At 40.1% G+C, this 17574-nt stretch carries 16 protein-coding genes and 1 riboswitch; of the genes, 14 read left to right on the top strand and 2 right to left on the bottom strand.

The genetic code is table 11. The features are described from left to right. Positions 1–201: 201 nt before the first annotated feature. The 8 genes from rluB to NYE65_RS02605 all read left to right on the top strand — a co-directional run bounded on the left by rluB (position 202) and on the right by NYE65_RS02605 (position 9294). The gene (gene rluB / locus NYE65_RS02640) at positions 202–942 is read left to right on the top strand and encodes a 23S rRNA pseudouridine(2605) synthase RluB (RefSeq protein ID WP_034308106.1); all 741 of its coding nucleotides are present in this window, start codon (positions 202–204) and stop codon (positions 940–942) included. 209 nt (positions 943–1151) lie between these two features. Then, complete coding sequence (gene resA, locus NYE65_RS02635; RefSeq protein ID WP_034308103.1) at positions 1152–1682, top strand: thiol-disulfide oxidoreductase ResA; 531 nt, start codon at positions 1152–1154, stop codon at positions 1680–1682. Positions 1683–1700: 18 nt separating this feature from the next. After that, entirely contained in the window at positions 1701–3350 is a 1650-nt protein-coding gene (gene resB, locus NYE65_RS02630) for a cytochrome c biogenesis protein ResB (RefSeq protein WP_340859783.1), read from the top strand. Then, entirely contained in the window at positions 3343–4521 is a 1179-nt protein-coding gene (gene ccsB / locus NYE65_RS02625) for a c-type cytochrome biogenesis protein CcsB (RefSeq protein WP_034308099.1), read from the top strand. The genes resB and ccsB overlap by 8 nt, the downstream gene beginning before the upstream one ends. Before the next feature lie 294 nt (positions 4522–4815). After that, positions 4816–5532 carry a response regulator transcription factor gene (locus NYE65_RS02620; protein WP_328110351.1) on the top strand — a complete coding sequence of 239 codons (717 nt, stop codon included), beginning with the start codon at positions 4816–4818 and terminating at the stop codon, positions 5530–5532. Further along, a complete protein-coding gene (locus tag NYE65_RS02615; RefSeq protein ID WP_328176877.1) occupies positions 5529–7322 on the top strand; it encodes an ATP-binding protein in 1794 nt (597 codons plus the stop codon). Before NYE65_RS02620 ends, NYE65_RS02615 begins: the two co-directional genes overlap by 4 nt. A 216-nt stretch (positions 7323–7538) precedes the next feature. Further along, positions 7539–8099: an RNA polymerase sigma factor SigX gene (gene sigX / locus NYE65_RS02610; protein WP_053537311.1), complete on the top strand. Its 561-nt coding sequence runs from the start codon at positions 7539–7541 to the stop codon at positions 8097–8099. Next, the gene (locus NYE65_RS02605; RefSeq protein ID WP_340859782.1) at positions 8065–9294 is read left to right on the top strand and encodes a hypothetical protein; all 1230 of its coding nucleotides are present in this window, start codon (positions 8065–8067) and stop codon (positions 9292–9294) included. Before sigX ends, NYE65_RS02605 begins: the two co-directional genes overlap by 35 nt. Before the next feature lie 50 nt (positions 9295–9344). On the opposite strand, the gene serA is transcribed toward NYE65_RS02605, so the two are convergent. Continuing rightward, complete coding sequence (serA, locus tag NYE65_RS02600) at positions 9345–10919, bottom strand: phosphoglycerate dehydrogenase (protein WP_340859781.1); 1575 nt, start codon at positions 10917–10919, stop codon at positions 9345–9347. A 320-nt stretch (positions 10920–11239) separates the two neighbouring features. Continuing rightward, positions 11240–11376, top strand: a riboswitch (FMN riboswitch). A 164-nt stretch (positions 11377–11540) separates the two neighbouring features. On the opposite strand from serA, the gene NYE65_RS02595 reads away from it, so the two are divergent. Then, the gene (locus NYE65_RS02595; protein WP_340859780.1) at positions 11541–12122 is read left to right on the top strand and encodes an ECF transporter S component; all 582 of its coding nucleotides are present in this window, start codon (positions 11541–11543) and stop codon (positions 12120–12122) included. Positions 12123–12249: 127 nt separating this feature from the next. Here the strand turns inward: NYE65_RS02595 and NYE65_RS02590 are convergent, their stop codons facing one another. Further along, positions 12250–12498, bottom strand: a complete 249-nt coding sequence (locus tag NYE65_RS02590) for a ferredoxin (protein ID WP_034308087.1) — start codon at positions 12496–12498, stop codon at positions 12250–12252. 290 nt (positions 12499–12788) lie between these two features. On the opposite strand from NYE65_RS02590, the gene NYE65_RS02585 reads away from it, so the two are divergent. The 5 genes from NYE65_RS02585 to NYE65_RS02565 all read left to right on the top strand — a co-directional run bounded on the left by NYE65_RS02585 (position 12789) and on the right by NYE65_RS02565 (position 17531). Beyond that, positions 12789–13853 (top strand): helix-turn-helix domain-containing protein, encoded by a 1065-nt coding sequence (locus NYE65_RS02585; protein WP_340859776.1) that lies wholly within the window; start codon positions 12789–12791, stop codon positions 13851–13853. Continuing rightward, positions 13853–15358, top strand: coding sequence for a RecQ family ATP-dependent DNA helicase (locus NYE65_RS02580; RefSeq protein ID WP_340859775.1), 1506 nt, complete (start codon positions 13853–13855; stop codon positions 15356–15358). Before NYE65_RS02585 ends, NYE65_RS02580 begins: the two co-directional genes overlap by 1 nt. After that, entirely contained in the window at positions 15348–15974 is a 627-nt protein-coding gene (locus tag NYE65_RS02575) for a CPBP family intramembrane glutamic endopeptidase (RefSeq protein WP_340859774.1), read from the top strand. Before NYE65_RS02580 ends, NYE65_RS02575 begins: the two co-directional genes overlap by 11 nt. Further along, entirely contained in the window at positions 15952–16674 is a 723-nt protein-coding gene (locus NYE65_RS02570; RefSeq protein ID WP_340859773.1) for a LysM peptidoglycan-binding domain-containing protein, read from the top strand. The genes NYE65_RS02575 and NYE65_RS02570 overlap by 23 nt, the downstream gene beginning before the upstream one ends. Positions 16675–17072: 398 nt before the next feature. Beyond that, positions 17073–17531, top strand: coding sequence for a YpbF family protein (locus NYE65_RS02565; RefSeq protein WP_328176811.1), 459 nt, complete (start codon positions 17073–17075; stop codon positions 17529–17531). Positions 17532–17574: the final 43 nt, after the last annotated feature.

Raw genomic sequence — 17574 nt, 5'->3', positions numbered from 1 at the left:
TTTTTTGTATGGAAAAATAAGCTATGTTACACTCATTATGGAAACCAACCCATTTAACCGTCCCATTATTGGTGTAATAATAAAAGAAAAGCTCTTAATCGCGAAAAACCTTTTGTTTTTGCCTCTCAATATGTAATAATTGTATGATTGTGTATGTATAGACAATAACAAACGAATGATTATACTATGGGGTGAAGATAGATGGAACGATTACAAAAGGTGATAGCACATGCTGGACTGGCTTCCCGCCGTAAAGCAGAAGAGTTGATTTTAGAAGGTAAGGTGAAAGTGAACGGTAAAGTAGTGAAGGAATTAGGTGTGAAAGTGGGGCCTAATGACAAGGTTGAGGTTAATGAAGTCCCGCTTGAAAAAGAAGCTCCGGTTTATTTCCTATTCTATAAACCGCGAGGCGTCATTTCGGCCGTTTCTGATGATAAGAACAGAAAAGTCGTAACGGACTTTTTCCCTTACATCAATGAACGGATTTATCCAGTTGGCCGCTTGGATTACGATACTTCGGGCTTGTTGATTTTAACCAATGACGGGGAATTTGCAAACACGTTAATGCATCCGAAGCATGAAGTGGATAAAGTGTATGTGGCAAAAGTGAAAGGGATGCCTTTGCGTGAAAGCTTGAAAAAGCTGGATAAGGGAATCAAGTTGGAGGATGGCAAGACTGCTCCGGCCAAGACAAGAGTATTGTCTACCGACAAGAAAAAGGAAACGGCCATAGTTGAAATCACAATACATGAAGGCAGGAATAGGCAAGTCCGCCGGATGTTCGAAGCAATTGGCCATCCCGTCATTAAATTGAAGAGGGAGCAATATGGTTTCTTGACCTTGGATGGTTTAACTGCAGGGGATTCCAGGGAGCTGACTCCACATGAAGTTAAATTAATGCGGACTTTAGCAACGACCGAGCCTAAACAGCGGAGAATGTAAGCTAGTATTTTGCCTGTATTGATAGGTTGAAACCACTACCCCATTCTTCCCCTGGAAGAAATGGGTGGTGGAAAACAACCTGTAAATACCTTTTCCTTCATGACTCGGGAAAGAATGTCACAAAACCTTCAGAAATGTAAATATAAAGGACATGGCGTTAAATGGTATAATGGTATGGTTAAATTTAGTGTGGCCTTAGGAGGATCTCTATGGATAAAAAGAAGCGACGCCTCATTAGCAGAACCATCATTCTCCTGCTTTTAGGTGCAGCTTTAGTGTTTGCCCTTTATACGAACTTCACTAAAGATAAGAATGAAAGCCTGAGAAAAGGATCCGATGCACCCAATTTCGTCTTGACTGATATGGAAGGTAAAGAGCATAAACTTTCAGATTACAAGGGAAAAGGCGTCTTCCTGAACTTTTGGGGTACATATTGCAAGCCGTGTGAATATGAAATGCCTTATATGGAAAATCAATATAAAAACTTTAAAGACCAGGGCGTTGAGATATTGGCCGTTAACGTCGGGGAATCTGACTATGCTGTCAATAATTTCATTACAAAGCATGACCTTACCTTTCCTGTCATGATCGATAAAGGTAGGGAAGTGGAAAATGCTTACCGCGTGGATATATTGCCTGTCTCCTTTTTGGTTGATAAAGAGGGGAAAGTGATAGATATCATCACCGGAGCTTTGACAGAAGAGAGCATCCAAAAGCATATGGAGAGAATTAAACCATAATATTGGGGAGTTTTTGACATGAAAGAAGTAAAATGCGATTGTGGTCATGTAAATCCGTTTGGCACAAAGATATGCGGGAAATGCGGAATGGTGCTTGGTAACGAAAAAGAGAACAAGCTTATTGATATGAGATATGAAGGAAGTGCCAGGCGTTCACAAACATATAAAAAAACGATCATCGATAAAATATGGAATTTCTTTTCTTCCGTTAAGGTCGGGGTGACGCTCATTGTCATTGCTTTGATCGCTTCAGCTATCGGGACGATTTTACCCCAGGAAATGTACATCCCTTCAACCGCGACGCCTGCAGAGCATTATGAACTGGAATATGGCTGGTTCGGAAGGGTGTATTATGAACTCGGGTTTCATAACTTGTATAGTTCATGGTGGTATTTGATTATCATAGGCATGCTGGGCATATCACTATTGATTGCCAGTATCGACCGGTTCTTTCCGTTATATCGATCGTTAAAAAAGCAAGGGGTCACACGTCATGACGGTTTCATGAAACGTCAGCGGATTTATGGGGTGACAAAGCTTGAAGAACACGATATAAACCTTGAAGAAGTAAAGGATAGACTAAAAAGGCAGCGTTATCATATACGAGAGGAAAACGGTCATATACTTGCCGAAAAAGGCCGTTTTTCACGTTGGGGACCCTATGTCAATCATATTGGACTTATCATTTTCTTAATTGGAGCATTATTGCGTTCCGTCCCTGGGATGTATATCGACAAAGTACTTTGGCTGCGTGAAGGCGAGAGGAAAGAAATCCCCGGTACAAATGGTGAATACTATCTTCAGAATAATGAATTTACCTTAGAGGTGTATGACAAAGAGAGTGAAGAAGATAAGCAGTACAGTGCTGCAATTGATAAAACCGGTACGATCGCAAAAACATATCAATCCGATGTTACGCTCTATGAGCGCAAGGGAGAAACCTTACCAGGGGAAAAAGTGGACCTTGATAAGCTTAAAGATTATAAAATCAAAGTCAATGAACCTCTGAAACATGATCATTATGCCCTTTACCAAGTAGACTATAAATTGGATGAGCTCAGTACGATGGCTTTTAATTTGATAAATAAAAAAACCGAAGAGAAATATGGAAGCTTAAAGGTTGATTTGAACAACCCTCAAAAGAAATACGAGTTGAAAGAAGGATATTCCGTTGACTTGATCAGTTACTTCCCTGATTTCGAGTTCGATGAAAAAGGCGAACCTAGAACGATATCGAAGATTCCGAATAATCCAGCATTTATCTTTAAGATGCATACTCCGGATAAGCCAGAGGGTGAAGTCAGTTTCGTAGCGATTAAGGAGACTGTTGAGCCTTTAGGGGAAAACACTTATAAAATGGCTTTTAATGGTGTGGAAACCCAAGATGTCACGGCTTTGACCGTCAGGAAGGATTTAACCCTTTGGATCTTATTCACGGGTGGAATCATCTTCATGATCGGCGTTGTCCAAGGGTCTTATTGGAATCATCGGCGTATATGGATCAAGAGGAAAGATGATGAGATACTTTTGGCCGGCCATACAAACAAAAACTGGCACGGCATTAAAAGAGATATAAAACAAGCGATAGAATCAACATCACTTTCCGAACCAATGGATCAACTTGAAGAGGAGAAATCTTCTAGTAAGGGGGAAGTTTTAAATGGCTGAATTAAGCAGTAACCTTTTATATGCAGCTTTCATTTTATATCTGATCGCTACCTTTTTATTCGGGGGATCGATCAAGGATAAACGCGGTGCGGAGGAAAAGAAACAAAACAAATGGGCAAAACTGGGCATTTTCGTCACCATTATCGGGTTTGCGGCGCAAATTGGGTATTTCATCACTAGATGGATTGCTGCCGGCCATGCCCCGGTAAGTAACCTGTTTGAATTTACGACCTTTTTCGGAATGATGCTGGTCGGTGCTTTCATATTAATTTATTTTCTTTATAAAACACCTGCCCTTGGGCTATTCGCTTTACCGATAGCATTATTGATAATCGCTTATGCAAGTATGTTCCCTACAGAAATTTCGCCACTCATCCCTGCTTTGCAGAGTGATTGGCTCCATATTCATGTAACGACTGCAGCGGCAGGACAGTCAATCCTTGCCATAAGTTTCGTTACTGCCATCATTTATTTAATCAAGTTCGTTGATCAGACACAATCAAGCAAAAGAACGTTCTGGCTTGAAGTCATCATGTTCACATTAGTCTGCACCATCGGTTTCGTCATCATCACTTCTTCTTTTGCTGCCATGGATTATAAGGCGAATTTTGATTGGGTCGATAAAAAAGGTGCCGAAGTCAAACAGGAATTCAACCTGCCGGCATTGGTAGGTCCCAATGAAGGGAAACTCATCGAGACGGATCGATTTGAACCGCTGGTGGACATGCCTGCACTGATCAATGCCAAGAAACTGAATACTGTTCTTTGGTCATTCGGCATGGGACTCGTCCTGTATGGTTTAATAAGGTTGATTGCTCGCAAAAGAGTGGCAGCTTTGATTAAACCGATCGTTAAAAATGTGAATTTGAATTTATTGGACGAGATTAGTTATCGTTCGGTCCTTATCGGTTTTCCGATCTTTACACTCGGTGCCCTCATTTTTGCAATGATCTGGGCCCAAGTGGCCTGGACACGATTCTGGGGCTGGGATCCGAAAGAGGTCTGGGCATTGGTTACTTGGTTGTTTTATGCGGCTTTCTTGCATCTGCGGATGTCAAAGGGGTGGCAAGGGGAAAAATCGGCTTGGCTTGCCGTCATCGGTTTTGCCATCATCATGTTTAACCTGATTTTCGTCAATCTTGTTATTGCTGGTTTGCATTCATATGCTTGATTCTGTATTGTAATGTTTAGATGAAGGGGGTCTTTTGATAGAAACGTCGAGAGTTGGCTTATCGATTTTTCTAGAAAATGATCCCTTTTTCTGTCAATCCTATTCAATGGGAATATTTTGGTGAAATAGCAATTATCCATTCTTGATGGGCGGTCGGAGTCTTTTTTGTGACAAAATGGTGAAAGGTTTATGGAAGCCTTGTGAAATCGGCTCTTTATCGTATGATGTAAGGAAAAAGTATTAGTCATGGAAGTATTCATTTTGTAGAATATATGATAGGAGGCTGATTACATAATGTATAACGCTATTAAAATTCTCGTGGTGGATGATGAGGAAAGAATCCGCCGGCTGCTAAAGATGTATTTGGAAAGGGAAGAATACATAATCGATGAAGCTGAAAATGGAGATATGGCTTTAACAAAAGCCCTTGAAAATGATTATGATTTAATTTTATTGGATATTATGATGCCTGGGAAAGATGGAATCGAAGTTTGCCGTGAATTAAGGGAAAAGAAAACGACTCCAATTATCATGCTGACGGCTAAAGGGGAAGAAGTGAACCGTGTTCAAGGATTCGAAGTGGGGACCGATGATTATATCGTAAAGCCGTTCAGTCCCCGTGAAGTCGTGTTAAGGGTTAAAGCTTTATTGCGTCGCTCTTCAAGCACAGGTTACATGCAGGCGGAAACGACGGCAAAAGATGTGATCGTCTTCTCGCATCTAACAATAGATAATGATGCCCACCGTGTACTTGCTGATAACAAAGAGGTTTCATTAACACCGAAAGAATATGAATTGTTATATTTCTTGGCGAAATCCCCAGATAAGGTTTTTGACCGGGAGCAATTGTTAAAAGAAGTATGGCACTATGAATTCTTTGGAGATCTTCGAACTGTAGACACGCATGTTAAACGCTTGCGTGAAAAATTAAACCGCATATCCGAAAACGCAGCCAAGATGATTGTGACCGTTTGGGGTGTAGGTTACAAGTTCGAAGTCATTAATGACTGATGCTATGGGGCAGTGTTGTAGGGAAGCTATGGGCAACGATCCTATTGCTCGTGTCGTTTGTATTAATTGTTTTAACCGTTCTGCTGGTCGAATTCTTTGAGAATTTCCAAATTGAAAATATTGAAAATGATTTAACCAAAACGGCTGAACAAATCATTAAGGTGACCAATGAACATCAGGGATCCAGCAATGAGGTATTACAAATAGCTTCGGAATTAATAGGCAATGAAACGAAAATGATCATTCTTAATGATGACAAAATGGTATTCTCATCCATCGGTGGAGATAATGAGTTTGAAATCACGCCGGAACTCATTAAAAATGACCCCGAATTGCTCAAGGTTTTTACGGAAAGAAAGACTGTAAAAAAGGAAATGGCGCTATCGGATGATGCGGGAAACGAGGGCTTATCCGCAATCGTGGTAGGCATTCCGCTTGAATTGAATGGGGAACAGGATGAAGTATTCCTATTTCAATCGTTAGAGTCCATGGAAGAAACCACAAAATCCACTACACAGTTCATTTTATTGGCAGCAGGCATCGCCATTATTTTGACAACGATTTTTGCTTTCTTTTTATCTACAAGAATCAATGCTCCATTGGTGAAGATGAGGGAAGCCGCCCTAGCGATTGCCCGGGGGAAATTTGATACAAAGGTTCCAATACTGACTCAAGATGAAATCGGTGAGCTGGCCATAGCGTTTAATCAGATGAGAAAGCAACTGAAATTCAATATGAATGCACTTAGTCAGGAAAAGGAACATCTCTCCAGCATTCTTAGCAGTATGGCAGATGGGGTCATCACCTTCAATAAAGACGGCACAATTCTTGAAACGAATCCGCCAGCGGAAAGGTTTCTGCAATCCTGGTATTTTGAAAAGGGCTATAACCGGGAAGATAATGTGAATGTCCCTTTGGTTTTGATGAATCTTTTTGATGAATCTGATTCCTTCGATAAGGAACAAGTCGGTGAAATTACCTTGCAAGGCCGTAATTGGGGATTGATTGTCAGTCCGCTATATACAAATGGCGACAATATTCGGGGAGCGGTGGCCATCATAAGGGATATGAGTGATGAAAGACGTATGGACAAACTCAGGACTGATTTCATAGCGAATGTCTCCCATGAGTTAAGGACCCCGATTTCAATGTTGCAAGGATATAGTGAAGCGATTGTAGATGACATTGCGGGCAGTGAAGAGGAAAAGGTGGAAATGGCCCGCATCATCTATGATGAATCTTTAAGAATGGGACGTTTAGTCAATGATCTACTCGATCTAGCTAAATTAGAATCGGGTAAAATGAATCTTAGCTATGAATGTGTACCCGTTTCTCCATATTTAAAGAGGATTACAAGTAAGTTTTCTGGGCTGGCTAAAGAAAAAGGGATTACAATATCAGCCAGCCTGCAAGACAATCAGATTCAATGGCATTTCGATCCGGACCGTATTGAACAGGTTTTGACCAATTTAATTGATAATGCGATTCGTCATACTCCACCAGGCGGTAACATTGATGTCATTCAGAGGACAAGTGATCGAAGGGGACTGATCATTGATGTGAGGGACTCTGGATCTGGAATTCCCGAAGAGGATCTGCCTTTTGTATTCGAGAGGTTTTATAAAGCGGATAAAGCAAGGACCCGCGGCCGTTCGGGTACCGGATTGGGTTTGGCAATCGTAAAAAATATAATCAATGCCCATGATGGCTACATTTCGGTAAACAGTTTACCTAATAAAGGGACGACATTCAGTATCATTTTGCCTCGAATTATGGAAAACGCTGAATGAATGACAGGTGGATCGCCAGATAATCTTGTTTCATAAAGTACTGCGAAGACAAAGGCAATTGGATTTCTTTCCAACTTGTCTTTGTTTTTTTAGGACACAAAATAAGAAGTACCTGATATGTGGAAATTAACGGAATTTTATAATAAGATTAAAGCCGAAGTATGTAACTTTTGTTTAGGATTGACGACTATATTTATGAACGGATGTGGGGAAATGATGGATTCCGTTTTCCACGATCTTTATGAAAAATATCATCAGGAAATATATCAATTCATTTTTTATATGACTAAAAATCGAGAAACCGCCGAAGACCTTGTTCAGGAGGTCTATATCCGGGTGATGAAGGCCTATGAACGCTTCGAAGGAAAAAGCAGTGAAAAAACGTGGATGTATTCGATTGCCAGAAATGTGACGATTGATCACTTTCGGAAACAAAAAGGTTGGAAAGACAAAATCTTTCCTAATTTTGATTGGGATAGGCAATTGCTGAAAGATGAAGAGCCCATTCCCGAGGAAGTGGCTATCAAGAACGATGAAATCCAAGATATTTACCAATGCTTAAACCGGTGTACCACGAATCAAAGATCCGTGATCATTTTACGATATATTCAGGGATTGTCCATTACGGAAACTTCTGAAGTATTGAATTGGAGTGAAAGTAAGGTAAAAACGACCCAGCACCGAGCTTTAAAGGCCATTAAAAAGTTGATGGAAGATTTATCAGGAAAGGAGGGCCACCGCATTGAGGAGATCCCGTTGGAAAGAAAGCGAAATTGAAGACATGCTGCGCGAGCTTCCGACATTAAAAGATGACCGGACCAAGGCAGAGGTATATGCGAGAATACATGATAAAAAGAAAAAGATGAAGAAACACTGGATACCTATATTCGCGGGTGTTGCCTCCTTATTCTTAATGGTTGTTTTGGCATCATCGTTCATTATTGAAAAAAAAGGAACGACAAGTCGAGAAGACAGCGGCAGCAGTGGGAAATTATCTCTATCTGAAAGTAAGGAAATGTCAGATCTTGAACGGAAGGATTCAAGTAACCTAGAAAAGCCCTCAGAAGATAAACAGGAAGCTCAAGAGTTTTCGAGTAACCAAGCGAAAATCGAATCCAAAGACAAGTTTTCAGAAATGGAACCGCGAAAAGGGGAAAAGGAAAAAACATTTGAACAAGCGATCTACCAGGATGACCTTAAAAATGCCTCGATCATTACGATGGGTGTCCCGGATGATCAAATGAATTTCATCATTCCCATTTCAATTAAACTTAAACATCATGATGAAAGTGATACACTGAATCAGTTAGTTAATCAAATGTCCGATATTGATGAAGCGCAATATGGGCTATCTGACTATTTTCCGCTTGACATAAAGATTAGCCAAGGAAACGATATAAACACTGCCCATATCGATTTTCCAGAAAAAAGCCGACTGTTGGCTGAAGATACACTTTTTCTCCATTCGATGGAAGAAACGCTTTCCTATAACAATATAGAGAAAATGACATTTTCCACAGAAGGTAAGCAAGGTGCCAGGTTTGCGCATGCGGGATATTTAAAGGAGGTGGATATACCTCATCAAAAAAAACGCACATACCTTCTTTATCAAAGGGATGAGTCCTCTCCAAGTTTCCTTGTTCCAAGCAATATGGGTTATCGGGACTTTGAGGAGGCGCTTCAAGCCGGAAAAGGGGAGGCGGACATCGAGGGAATTTCACCTGCAATCCCCCATGACCTGAAATGGGAAAGGATAAGCTCTAATGGAGATCTTGTGACCATTCACCTATCAGATCAAGCCGTTATTGAAAATAGTGAGGAAACCCTTCAAGCTTTAGAAGCCATACTCTTCATAGCTAAGGATTTTGGTTTTGAAAAAGTGAAGTTTGAAAATGCTCCTATTGAAGAGGTGGGAAAGCTGAATTTAACTGAAGACATAATGGTGCCCGAAGCACCGAACCAAGTGAATTGAATGCATTATAAGAAGAAAAAAGTGCCCGCGCTGCGGGCACTTTTTTCTTCTTATAATGAAATACGGGCCAAGAAAGTAATTTCTTCTGTTTCCATTAAAAACTGTTTCATGTTGTCTTCTAATGGTAAATCGAAGCTCAAAACCATGATGGCTTCACCGCCAGCTTCTTTTCGGCCAACCTGCATGGTGGCGATATTCACTCCGTGATCACCCAGGACCTTACCTACGTTACCGATTACACCGGGTTTATCGGTATGCTGGATATAAAGTAAATTCGATTCTGGGTGAAAGTCGATTTTGAAACCATTCAAACTTACAATTCGAGAACCGTAATTTTCGATATAGGTCCCACTTATTGTTAATTCTCGGTTGTCACCTTTTACTTTAAGGCTGATCAAATTCGAGTAACCTAAAGAGTCCGTAGAGATTTTTTCACCAATGGTTATGCCACGCTCTTTTGCGATCAACAAGGCATTCACTTCATTGACTGATGCATCGACTCTTGATCTTAAAAAGCCGGAGATTAAACTTTTTGTAAGAATCGCGGTATCGAAATCCAAAGATTCTCCTGCATATGTAACGGAGATTTCCTGAATTCCTTCATTCATGCACTGGGAAGCAATTGATCCCATTTGCTGAACAAGTTGATGGAATGGCTGTACCTTTTCAAACACTTCTTTAGATATGGCTGGAAGGTTGATTGAACTTGAGACCGGGTTTCCTTCGAAATAGGTCAAAACTTCTTGGGCAACCTGTACGGCGACATTTAATTGGGCTTCTTTCGTGGAAGCGCCTAGATGCGGTGTAGCAATGACGCTGTCCAGTTCCAGCAGTTTATGGCCAAGTGGAGGTTCTTCGACGAAAACGTCCAGTGCCGCCCCTGCAACATGCCCTTGAACTAACATTTCATATAAATCATCTTCGTCTAGAATTCCACCACGGGCGCAGTTCAGTACATAAACCCCTTTTTTACAGGTAATCAGTTTTTCTTTATTAATTAATCCTCTAGTTTCATTCGTTAGTGGTGTATGAACAGTAATGATGTCTGCTTTAGGAAGCAATTCATCCAAGGGCAGGGCCGTTACGGACATTTTCTTTGCACGATCTACAGTCAGGAACGGGTCATAGACAATGACATCCATGCCAAACACTTTAGCACGTTTGGCAATTTCCCCTCCGATGCGCCCAAAGCCAACTATGCCTAATGTTTTTCCACGAAGTTCAGTTCCCGTATAGGAGGAACGTTTCCACTCTCCATTTTTCAATGAAGCATAAGCTTGCGGAATGTGGCGCATTAATGAAGCCATCATCGCGAATGTATGTTCAGCTGTTGAAATGGTGTTGCCGTCAGGTGCATTAACCACGACAATCCCGCGTTTTGTCGCTGCGGGGATGTCTATGTTATCAACACCGACACCAGCGCGTGCTATAATTTTCAACTGCGGCATACGGTTCATTAAATCTTCCGAAACCTTTGTTGCACTTCTCACAAGAATTGCATCGATCTGATCAAGTTCGTTTGCAGCTTCCTCTACGGTCTTCTGAATGAGCTGAATATTGGATGCCTCTGAAAGCGGTCCGAGTCCTTCTGGTTTAATGGCGTCTGCTACTAAAATCCGATACACGTCTAAACACCTTCCTAAGGAAAAAGTTATCTTAAATTTCAGTTAATTTTACAATTGAAATGCTGATAATGTCAATTTGGCATATCTGAATGAAAGCGCTTAAATAAATGATTTTCAACTGATCATCCGTTTAAGGTGGCGATATAAATAGCTTCGCTCCTTTTGCGAAAAATTTTCGAATTGCCATATTGTAAATCCGCTGTTTGTTTTAAGTCGTTCACTGCGACAATCGATATTCATCCTACATGCATCAAATGAGAAAAAATGCTATCAAAAAAAAAGTATTTCAGATATAATGGGAAGTATAAAAAATTTTATAGGTCTATCTTCGGGGCGGGGCGCAATTCCCCACCGGCGGTGATGAAGGAATTTCTACTTCTAAGCCCGCGAGCCTTATAAGGCAGGATTTGGTGTGATTCCAAAGCCGACAGTATAGTCTGGATGGGAGAAGATGGAGGTTCCTTAGTGCGTTTCAACATTTATTTGCTGAACGTTTGTTTGATGTAACCTTTAATTTATCCCTTTAATTCCATTGGAATTAAAGGGTTTTTATTGAACATCAACATATTTTGGAATCCTAACCTCTTTTTCAGGTAGATCGGAAAAGAAGGAGAGAGAACTATGAAAAAGAACAAAGTGAAAAAAATGGTCTCACTTGCCATGATGGGAAGCATTTCGTATTTATTGATGCTTTTAAATTTCCCGTTTCCAGGATTCCCGCCTTTTCTCAATGTTGATTTTAGCGACATACCAGCACTGATGGCGGCATTGATTTTCGGTCCGATGGCTGGAATTCTAGTCGAGTTCATTAAAAACCTATTGGATTTAGTCATGACAGGGACCCTGACAGCTGTGCCTGTGGGGCATATCGCTAACTTTATAGCCGGAATACTGTTTGTCTTGCCGACTTATTATGTATTTCAGAAAATCAATTCAAAAAAAGGAATGACGTTCGCCTTACTTGCGGGAACAGTTTCCATGGCAGTATTCATGAGCGTATTAAACTATTTTGTCTTTTTACCGGCTTATACCTTCTTTATGGGATGGGATGCCATGTCGGCGCCCGAGTCAAGAAAGTTCGTTACGATGGCAATCTTGCCTTTCAACGTGATTAAAGGCGTGCTCATCACATCTGTATTCATGTTGCTGTTCATTAAATTACAGACATGGATCAATAAGCAAACATTATATAAAAATGCTTAACGGCATTGACGATAGATATGAAAAAACAACCGGATATCCATATCCGGTTGTTTTTTTTATGCCTGTTTTTTGGTATGTGCATTGGCCAAAAGAAAAAGCCATTCTCGATTGAAAATGGCTTGTACCTTTATTCGAATTTTAGTGCATCTCCGTCAAATGCCTCGTCAGCAACTTTGATGGAATCCGTTGGGCATCCTTCAAATGCATCCATCATGTCGTCTATAAGTACATCAGGAATTTCAACGATACCCTCGTTATCGTCAAGGGTAACAAATGCGATCCCTTCGTCATCATAATCATATATATCCGGTGCCGCTGCTCCGCAAGCTCCACAAGCTATGCATGTTTCTTTATCCACAATAGTAAATTTAGCCATGAATATAACCCCTCCTAAGTTGATTAACAACTGATAATCTTTTTATTTCAGATTATTATCTCTTTCTTATTGTAAGACCGAATGCCAAACTTTTCAATAGAAATTGTATTGATAATAACTATCATGTAGCTGAATGTCAACGAAATACATCGAAAAAATTAATTTGGTCCTTTCCATGTTTCGTCATTTAGTCACATAATTTCCGTTGTATTCATCAATAATAACGGCGGTTTTTGCAGATTTTTGTTACAATGGGTTTATTGGTTAAATGAAACAAGGATGTGAGTCCCATGAATAATTATCTACAGGCCATCATTCTATATGCGATAAAAAAATTTCAAGGTGAGCGCTCCATTTATGCTATATACCATATGCTGCAGGGTAAGAAATCGTCACAAACCATCCAAGATGCCCATTTATTCGGGTTAACGGATATTTTTGGGACAATACCTCGATTTACCCGTCAGCAATTAAATCAAAACATTGAACATTCACTTAAGCATGACTTAATTAATTTAACGGATAAACCAGATGCATATGAAATTAGTTTGCAAGGTGAACGAATGTTGGACGATTACTTTAAAAATAATCCTTTTCCGGAGTATTTAAATGGTTGGAAGTATCATAATATCACCCCTGTTTTCTGGGGAAGGTTAAATTTACTCATTCAAACCATATCCCATATTGTCCACAATGAAAGACGTTTTTATCCGATACAACGAAATCCCAAAATTCAATTCTTCGTAAAGGAATTTTTACATGCCAATCGTCAGGATCGAGCGTTGATTGCCCAACATTTATATGATGAACTGGTATCCCTTTTAGAAAATCAAAGTGATATGAAACGAGACATTTTCATTTTGAGATTGACCGGGATAAACAGGATTGGTCTAACGTTTGAACAGATTGCCAAAAGGAAAAATACGGAAGAAGAGTATGTTCGCTATACATTCCTTGACTCATTGCATCAAATGCTTGCAGAAATGGAAACGGGTGGTGATTACCCTCTCTTATCCTCATTAACCAATGATTGGAAAAGAGGTGGTAATCCTCATTTGACACAATCTACAAAGACTACTTTACGATACATCCAGGAAGGGAAAAACCTCGGTGAAATAGCTGAAATCCGCAGATTGAAAGTCAACACCATCGAAGATCACCTCGTAGAAATTGTTTTATCGGAAAAGGATTTTCCGATTTCCGATTATGTGACAATCGAGGATGAGAGGGAAATTGCTGAAGCGATTAAGGAACTTGGTACAAAAAAGCTTAAAGCTATCAAGCAGATGGTCGATAATAAACAAATAAGCTTTTTCCAAATAAGACTTGTACTTGCGAAAATAGGTGAGAGATGATGAACATAGAACGAGTCCTCAAAGAAAAATTCGGTTTTGATAAATTCCGTCCTGGACAAAAGGAAGTGGTTGAATCATTGATGTCCGGCCGTCATACATTAGCGATGCTCCCAACCGGGTCAGGTAAATCATTATGTTATCAGCTGCCGGCTTATCTGGTGAATAAGACTGTCATAATTGTCTCCCCGTTATTATCTTTAATGCAGGATCAAGCGGATCAGCTGAAGATGAGCGGCGAAAAAAGTGTATTGACCCTTAACTCTTTTTTGACGCTTAATCAAAAAAGGAAAGCTTTCGATAGGTTACATAGTTATCGATTTATCTTTTTATCTCCTGAAATGCTGAGCATCGATGGTGTGATAAAATCCTTGAAATCTATAGAAATAGGTTTGTTCGTCATAGACGAAGCACACTGCATTTCACAATGGGGGTACGATTTCCGTCCGGATTATTTGAATTTAGGAGAAGTGAGGCGTGAGCTGAATAATCCGTTGACGCTTGCCCTGACGGCAACTGCAACCGATGAGGTCCGGAGGGACATCGTTGTTAAACTTAACATTGGGCAGGCCGAGGAAATGGTTTCATCGGTTGATCGTGAAAATATTGCCATTATTATCGAGCGAATGTTCAGCTACGATGAGAAGCTAGGCCGTGTGCTGGAGCTTGTCAGGAAATTTACCGGAAGCGGAATTATTTATTTTTCCTCTAAAAAAGTGGCGGAATCTGTCGCTGGGTTTTTACAGGATAACGGGATCGATAGTGTCAATTATTATCACGGTGGAATGGAGCAGGAACAAAGGATGCTCATTCAGCAGCAATTCATTTCCGGCCAGTTGAAAATCATATGCGCAACAAGTGCCTTTGGAATGGGTGTGAATAAATCGGATGTCAGGTATGTTATCCATTATCATATCCCGTCCACGATGGAAGCATATCTTCAGGAGATTGGCAGGGCGGGGCGAGACCGGAAACAAAGTGTGGCTGTCTTATTATATAGCGAAGGGGATGAAGGGCTTCCCCTTCATTTGATGGAGCAACAGTTGCCTACGGATTCGCAAATCGATGGTGTATGTTCTTTCCTTAATGAATCACAAAAGAATCTGGCGAATTTGACTCCCTCAGAAAAAGAGCAGCTGTCGCAATCCTTTTCGTTGAACGAAATCCAGCTCCGTTTTTTTACCCAGTTTATTATGGGCAATAATCAGGATCAAGTGGCAGAGATGAAAGAGTATTGTCAAAAGAGGAAAACCAGGAATCAGGAAAAGCTGCATAAATTCCTTCACTGGATATATGCACAGGAATGTCGCCGTTCAGGGATACTGGACTATTTTGGTGAAAAGCATCGGGAAGCGAACCCCATCTGCTGTGATATCTGTGGGATGGATGCCGAAAAAATGGCTGATGTATGGCCGGAAGTAAAGGTGGATCCGGCCAATTCCTTTTCCACTTGGAAAAAGGAATTGGCTTATATCTTACTAAAGAAGGAAAATGGCAATGAAAAATAAGCAAGCTGAATTAATTAAACAACTTACTGATAGACAGTTGCTATATAATTTGTTTCTTACACAAATTATTCTCTTAACGTTAGCCACCTTTTTAGGTATTATTTTATTTAAGGACCATTCTGCTTTTTTCGACTTATTTATCTTTGATGACCTGAACATTTTGCTGATTGGTGTTCCTGCGGGAGTCATTGTCGTGTTAATTGACATATTGCTTATGAAAGTGACACCATCTTCCTATCAGGATGATGGCGGCATTAATGAACGCATTTTCAGTAATTTGTCATACCCGATGATATTTGTCGTAGCTTTGGTTGTAGCGATAAGTGAAGAAGTATTATTCCGTGGAGTGTTGCAAACACATTTTGGTTTGCTACTTACGAGCCTCATTTTTGCAGCTGTTCATTATCGTTACCTTTTTAATTGGTTTTTATTTTTAAACGTTTTGGTTTTGAGCTTCTTTATCGGGTTTCTATTTGAAATGACTAATAATATCATCGTGACGATAACGGCCCACTTTTTGATTGACTTTATCCTTGGTATTTTAATCAGGAACAAAAAGCAAAGAGGGTTTAGCAAGAAAGGGGGTGACTTGAATGAGCCGGGTGCAAAAGAATGAAAAAGAAAATGATCAGGCTGGTGAACTTCGTTCGCGAATTGAACGCCAGAAGGCTAAGTCATCATTGCCCAAACGGAGCAAAGTCCACCAGAATAAAAAGAAAAAAAGTAAAGTGAAGATTAAACTACCAATGATACAATTATTAGCGTTATTTTTCATTTTGCTTCCAATTGGATTTTACAGCCTTTATACATATTTTCAGGATAGGCCTTTACCTGTTACTAAAAGTGACCAAGTCGTCTTAAAAGAGGAAGATAAAGAATCGATTCCAACTACAGCAACGGCAGAGGACTTAAAGGAAAAAGAGTCGGCAAAGGCTGAAGCGGAGAAAGAAAAAGAAGAAGCTGAGGCTAAGGCCAAAGTGCAGCAGGAAGCTATGGAAAAAGCCAAGGCACAGCAAGAAGCTGAAGAAAAGGCCAAAGCACAGCAAGAAGCTGAAGAAAAGGCCAAAGCACAGCAAGAAGCTGAGGAAAAGGCAAAGAAAGCAGCAGCAGAAAAGAAAGATGTACAAGCCGCTAAATCGGATAAAGAGGAATACAAAGTTGTTTTACATACTGTTCAAGGTGAAGAAACATTATTTCGCATTTCCATGAATTACTACAAATCACAGGAAGGGATTGCTCTGATCAGGGAGTGGAATGGGCTTAATGGCAATGAAATTTCCAGGGGTCAGGTTTTGAAAATTCCGATCAAGAAATAATGTTGGCACCTTAAGAAAAAATTAAGTTTTTAAATCCTTCTATTTCAAAACAAAAAAGACTTTAGGCAAAAGAAGTTCTACCTTAATGTTAAAACAAAGTTGATTGGAGCGGGTGTTCGAGACTCCTGCGGGGAAAGCGTGTCCAAGGGAGAACCCCGCAGGCGCAATGGCGCCGAGGGCGGACCGCCTGCGGAAAGCGAGTGCCTGAAGTGAAAATCAACATTCAAATTTTAAAAACCTAAAACGAGTTTGTCTCCAGTCTGACCCTGTCTTTATTGGCAGGGTATTTTTAATATTGTTCAACTTGGTTAAGTATGAAGGCCATCGTGACAGGTACATTATCATTTTTTCCTCTACTCTTTCATATCATGATTTGAAAGAGCAGAGGAGGAAATGCGATGGAGTCGACAATCATTTTACTGGATGAGAAAACGGATCAAGCAACAAAACAAATGCTGCAAAATGTCGTGGATCGGAAGAAAAAATTCGAGGCACTTAAAAAGAAGCACCTTCAAAGCTTATGGGCAACCATGATTGTTGCTGTCCTTTTTATGATTTATCTTTATTTTTATATCGTTGTACCTTATTCTTATTCCTTTTTCAGTATGTTTAGTGTTTTCGTCGACCATTTTAGCCATTTCCTTTTTTTGGCGGCAGCGATTGGTCTATATGGATATATGGTTTTAATTAAAAAAAAGCTAGATAAAGCTGAAAAGGAGTTTCAACTGCTACGCTGTGAAATCATTAATAAAAGTAAGCAATTGTGGGAAAAAGAGGATGAATGGAAAAATCGCCATAAGGTTTTTGAAATGATGAAGAAGAATTATGATATTAACTTATATCATGAAAATAAATGATGATCGCGTTAAATCATATTTAATTGCGGGTAATACCGTTTTA

The organism is Peribacillus sp. FSL R5-0717 (genome assembly GCF_038002945.1).
GTDB lineage: Bacteria > Bacillota > Bacilli > Bacillales > DSM-1321 > Peribacillus > Peribacillus frigoritolerans.
Note: the sequence above shows the minus strand (reverse complement) of the source record. Positions and strands in the feature narration are given on the sequence as shown.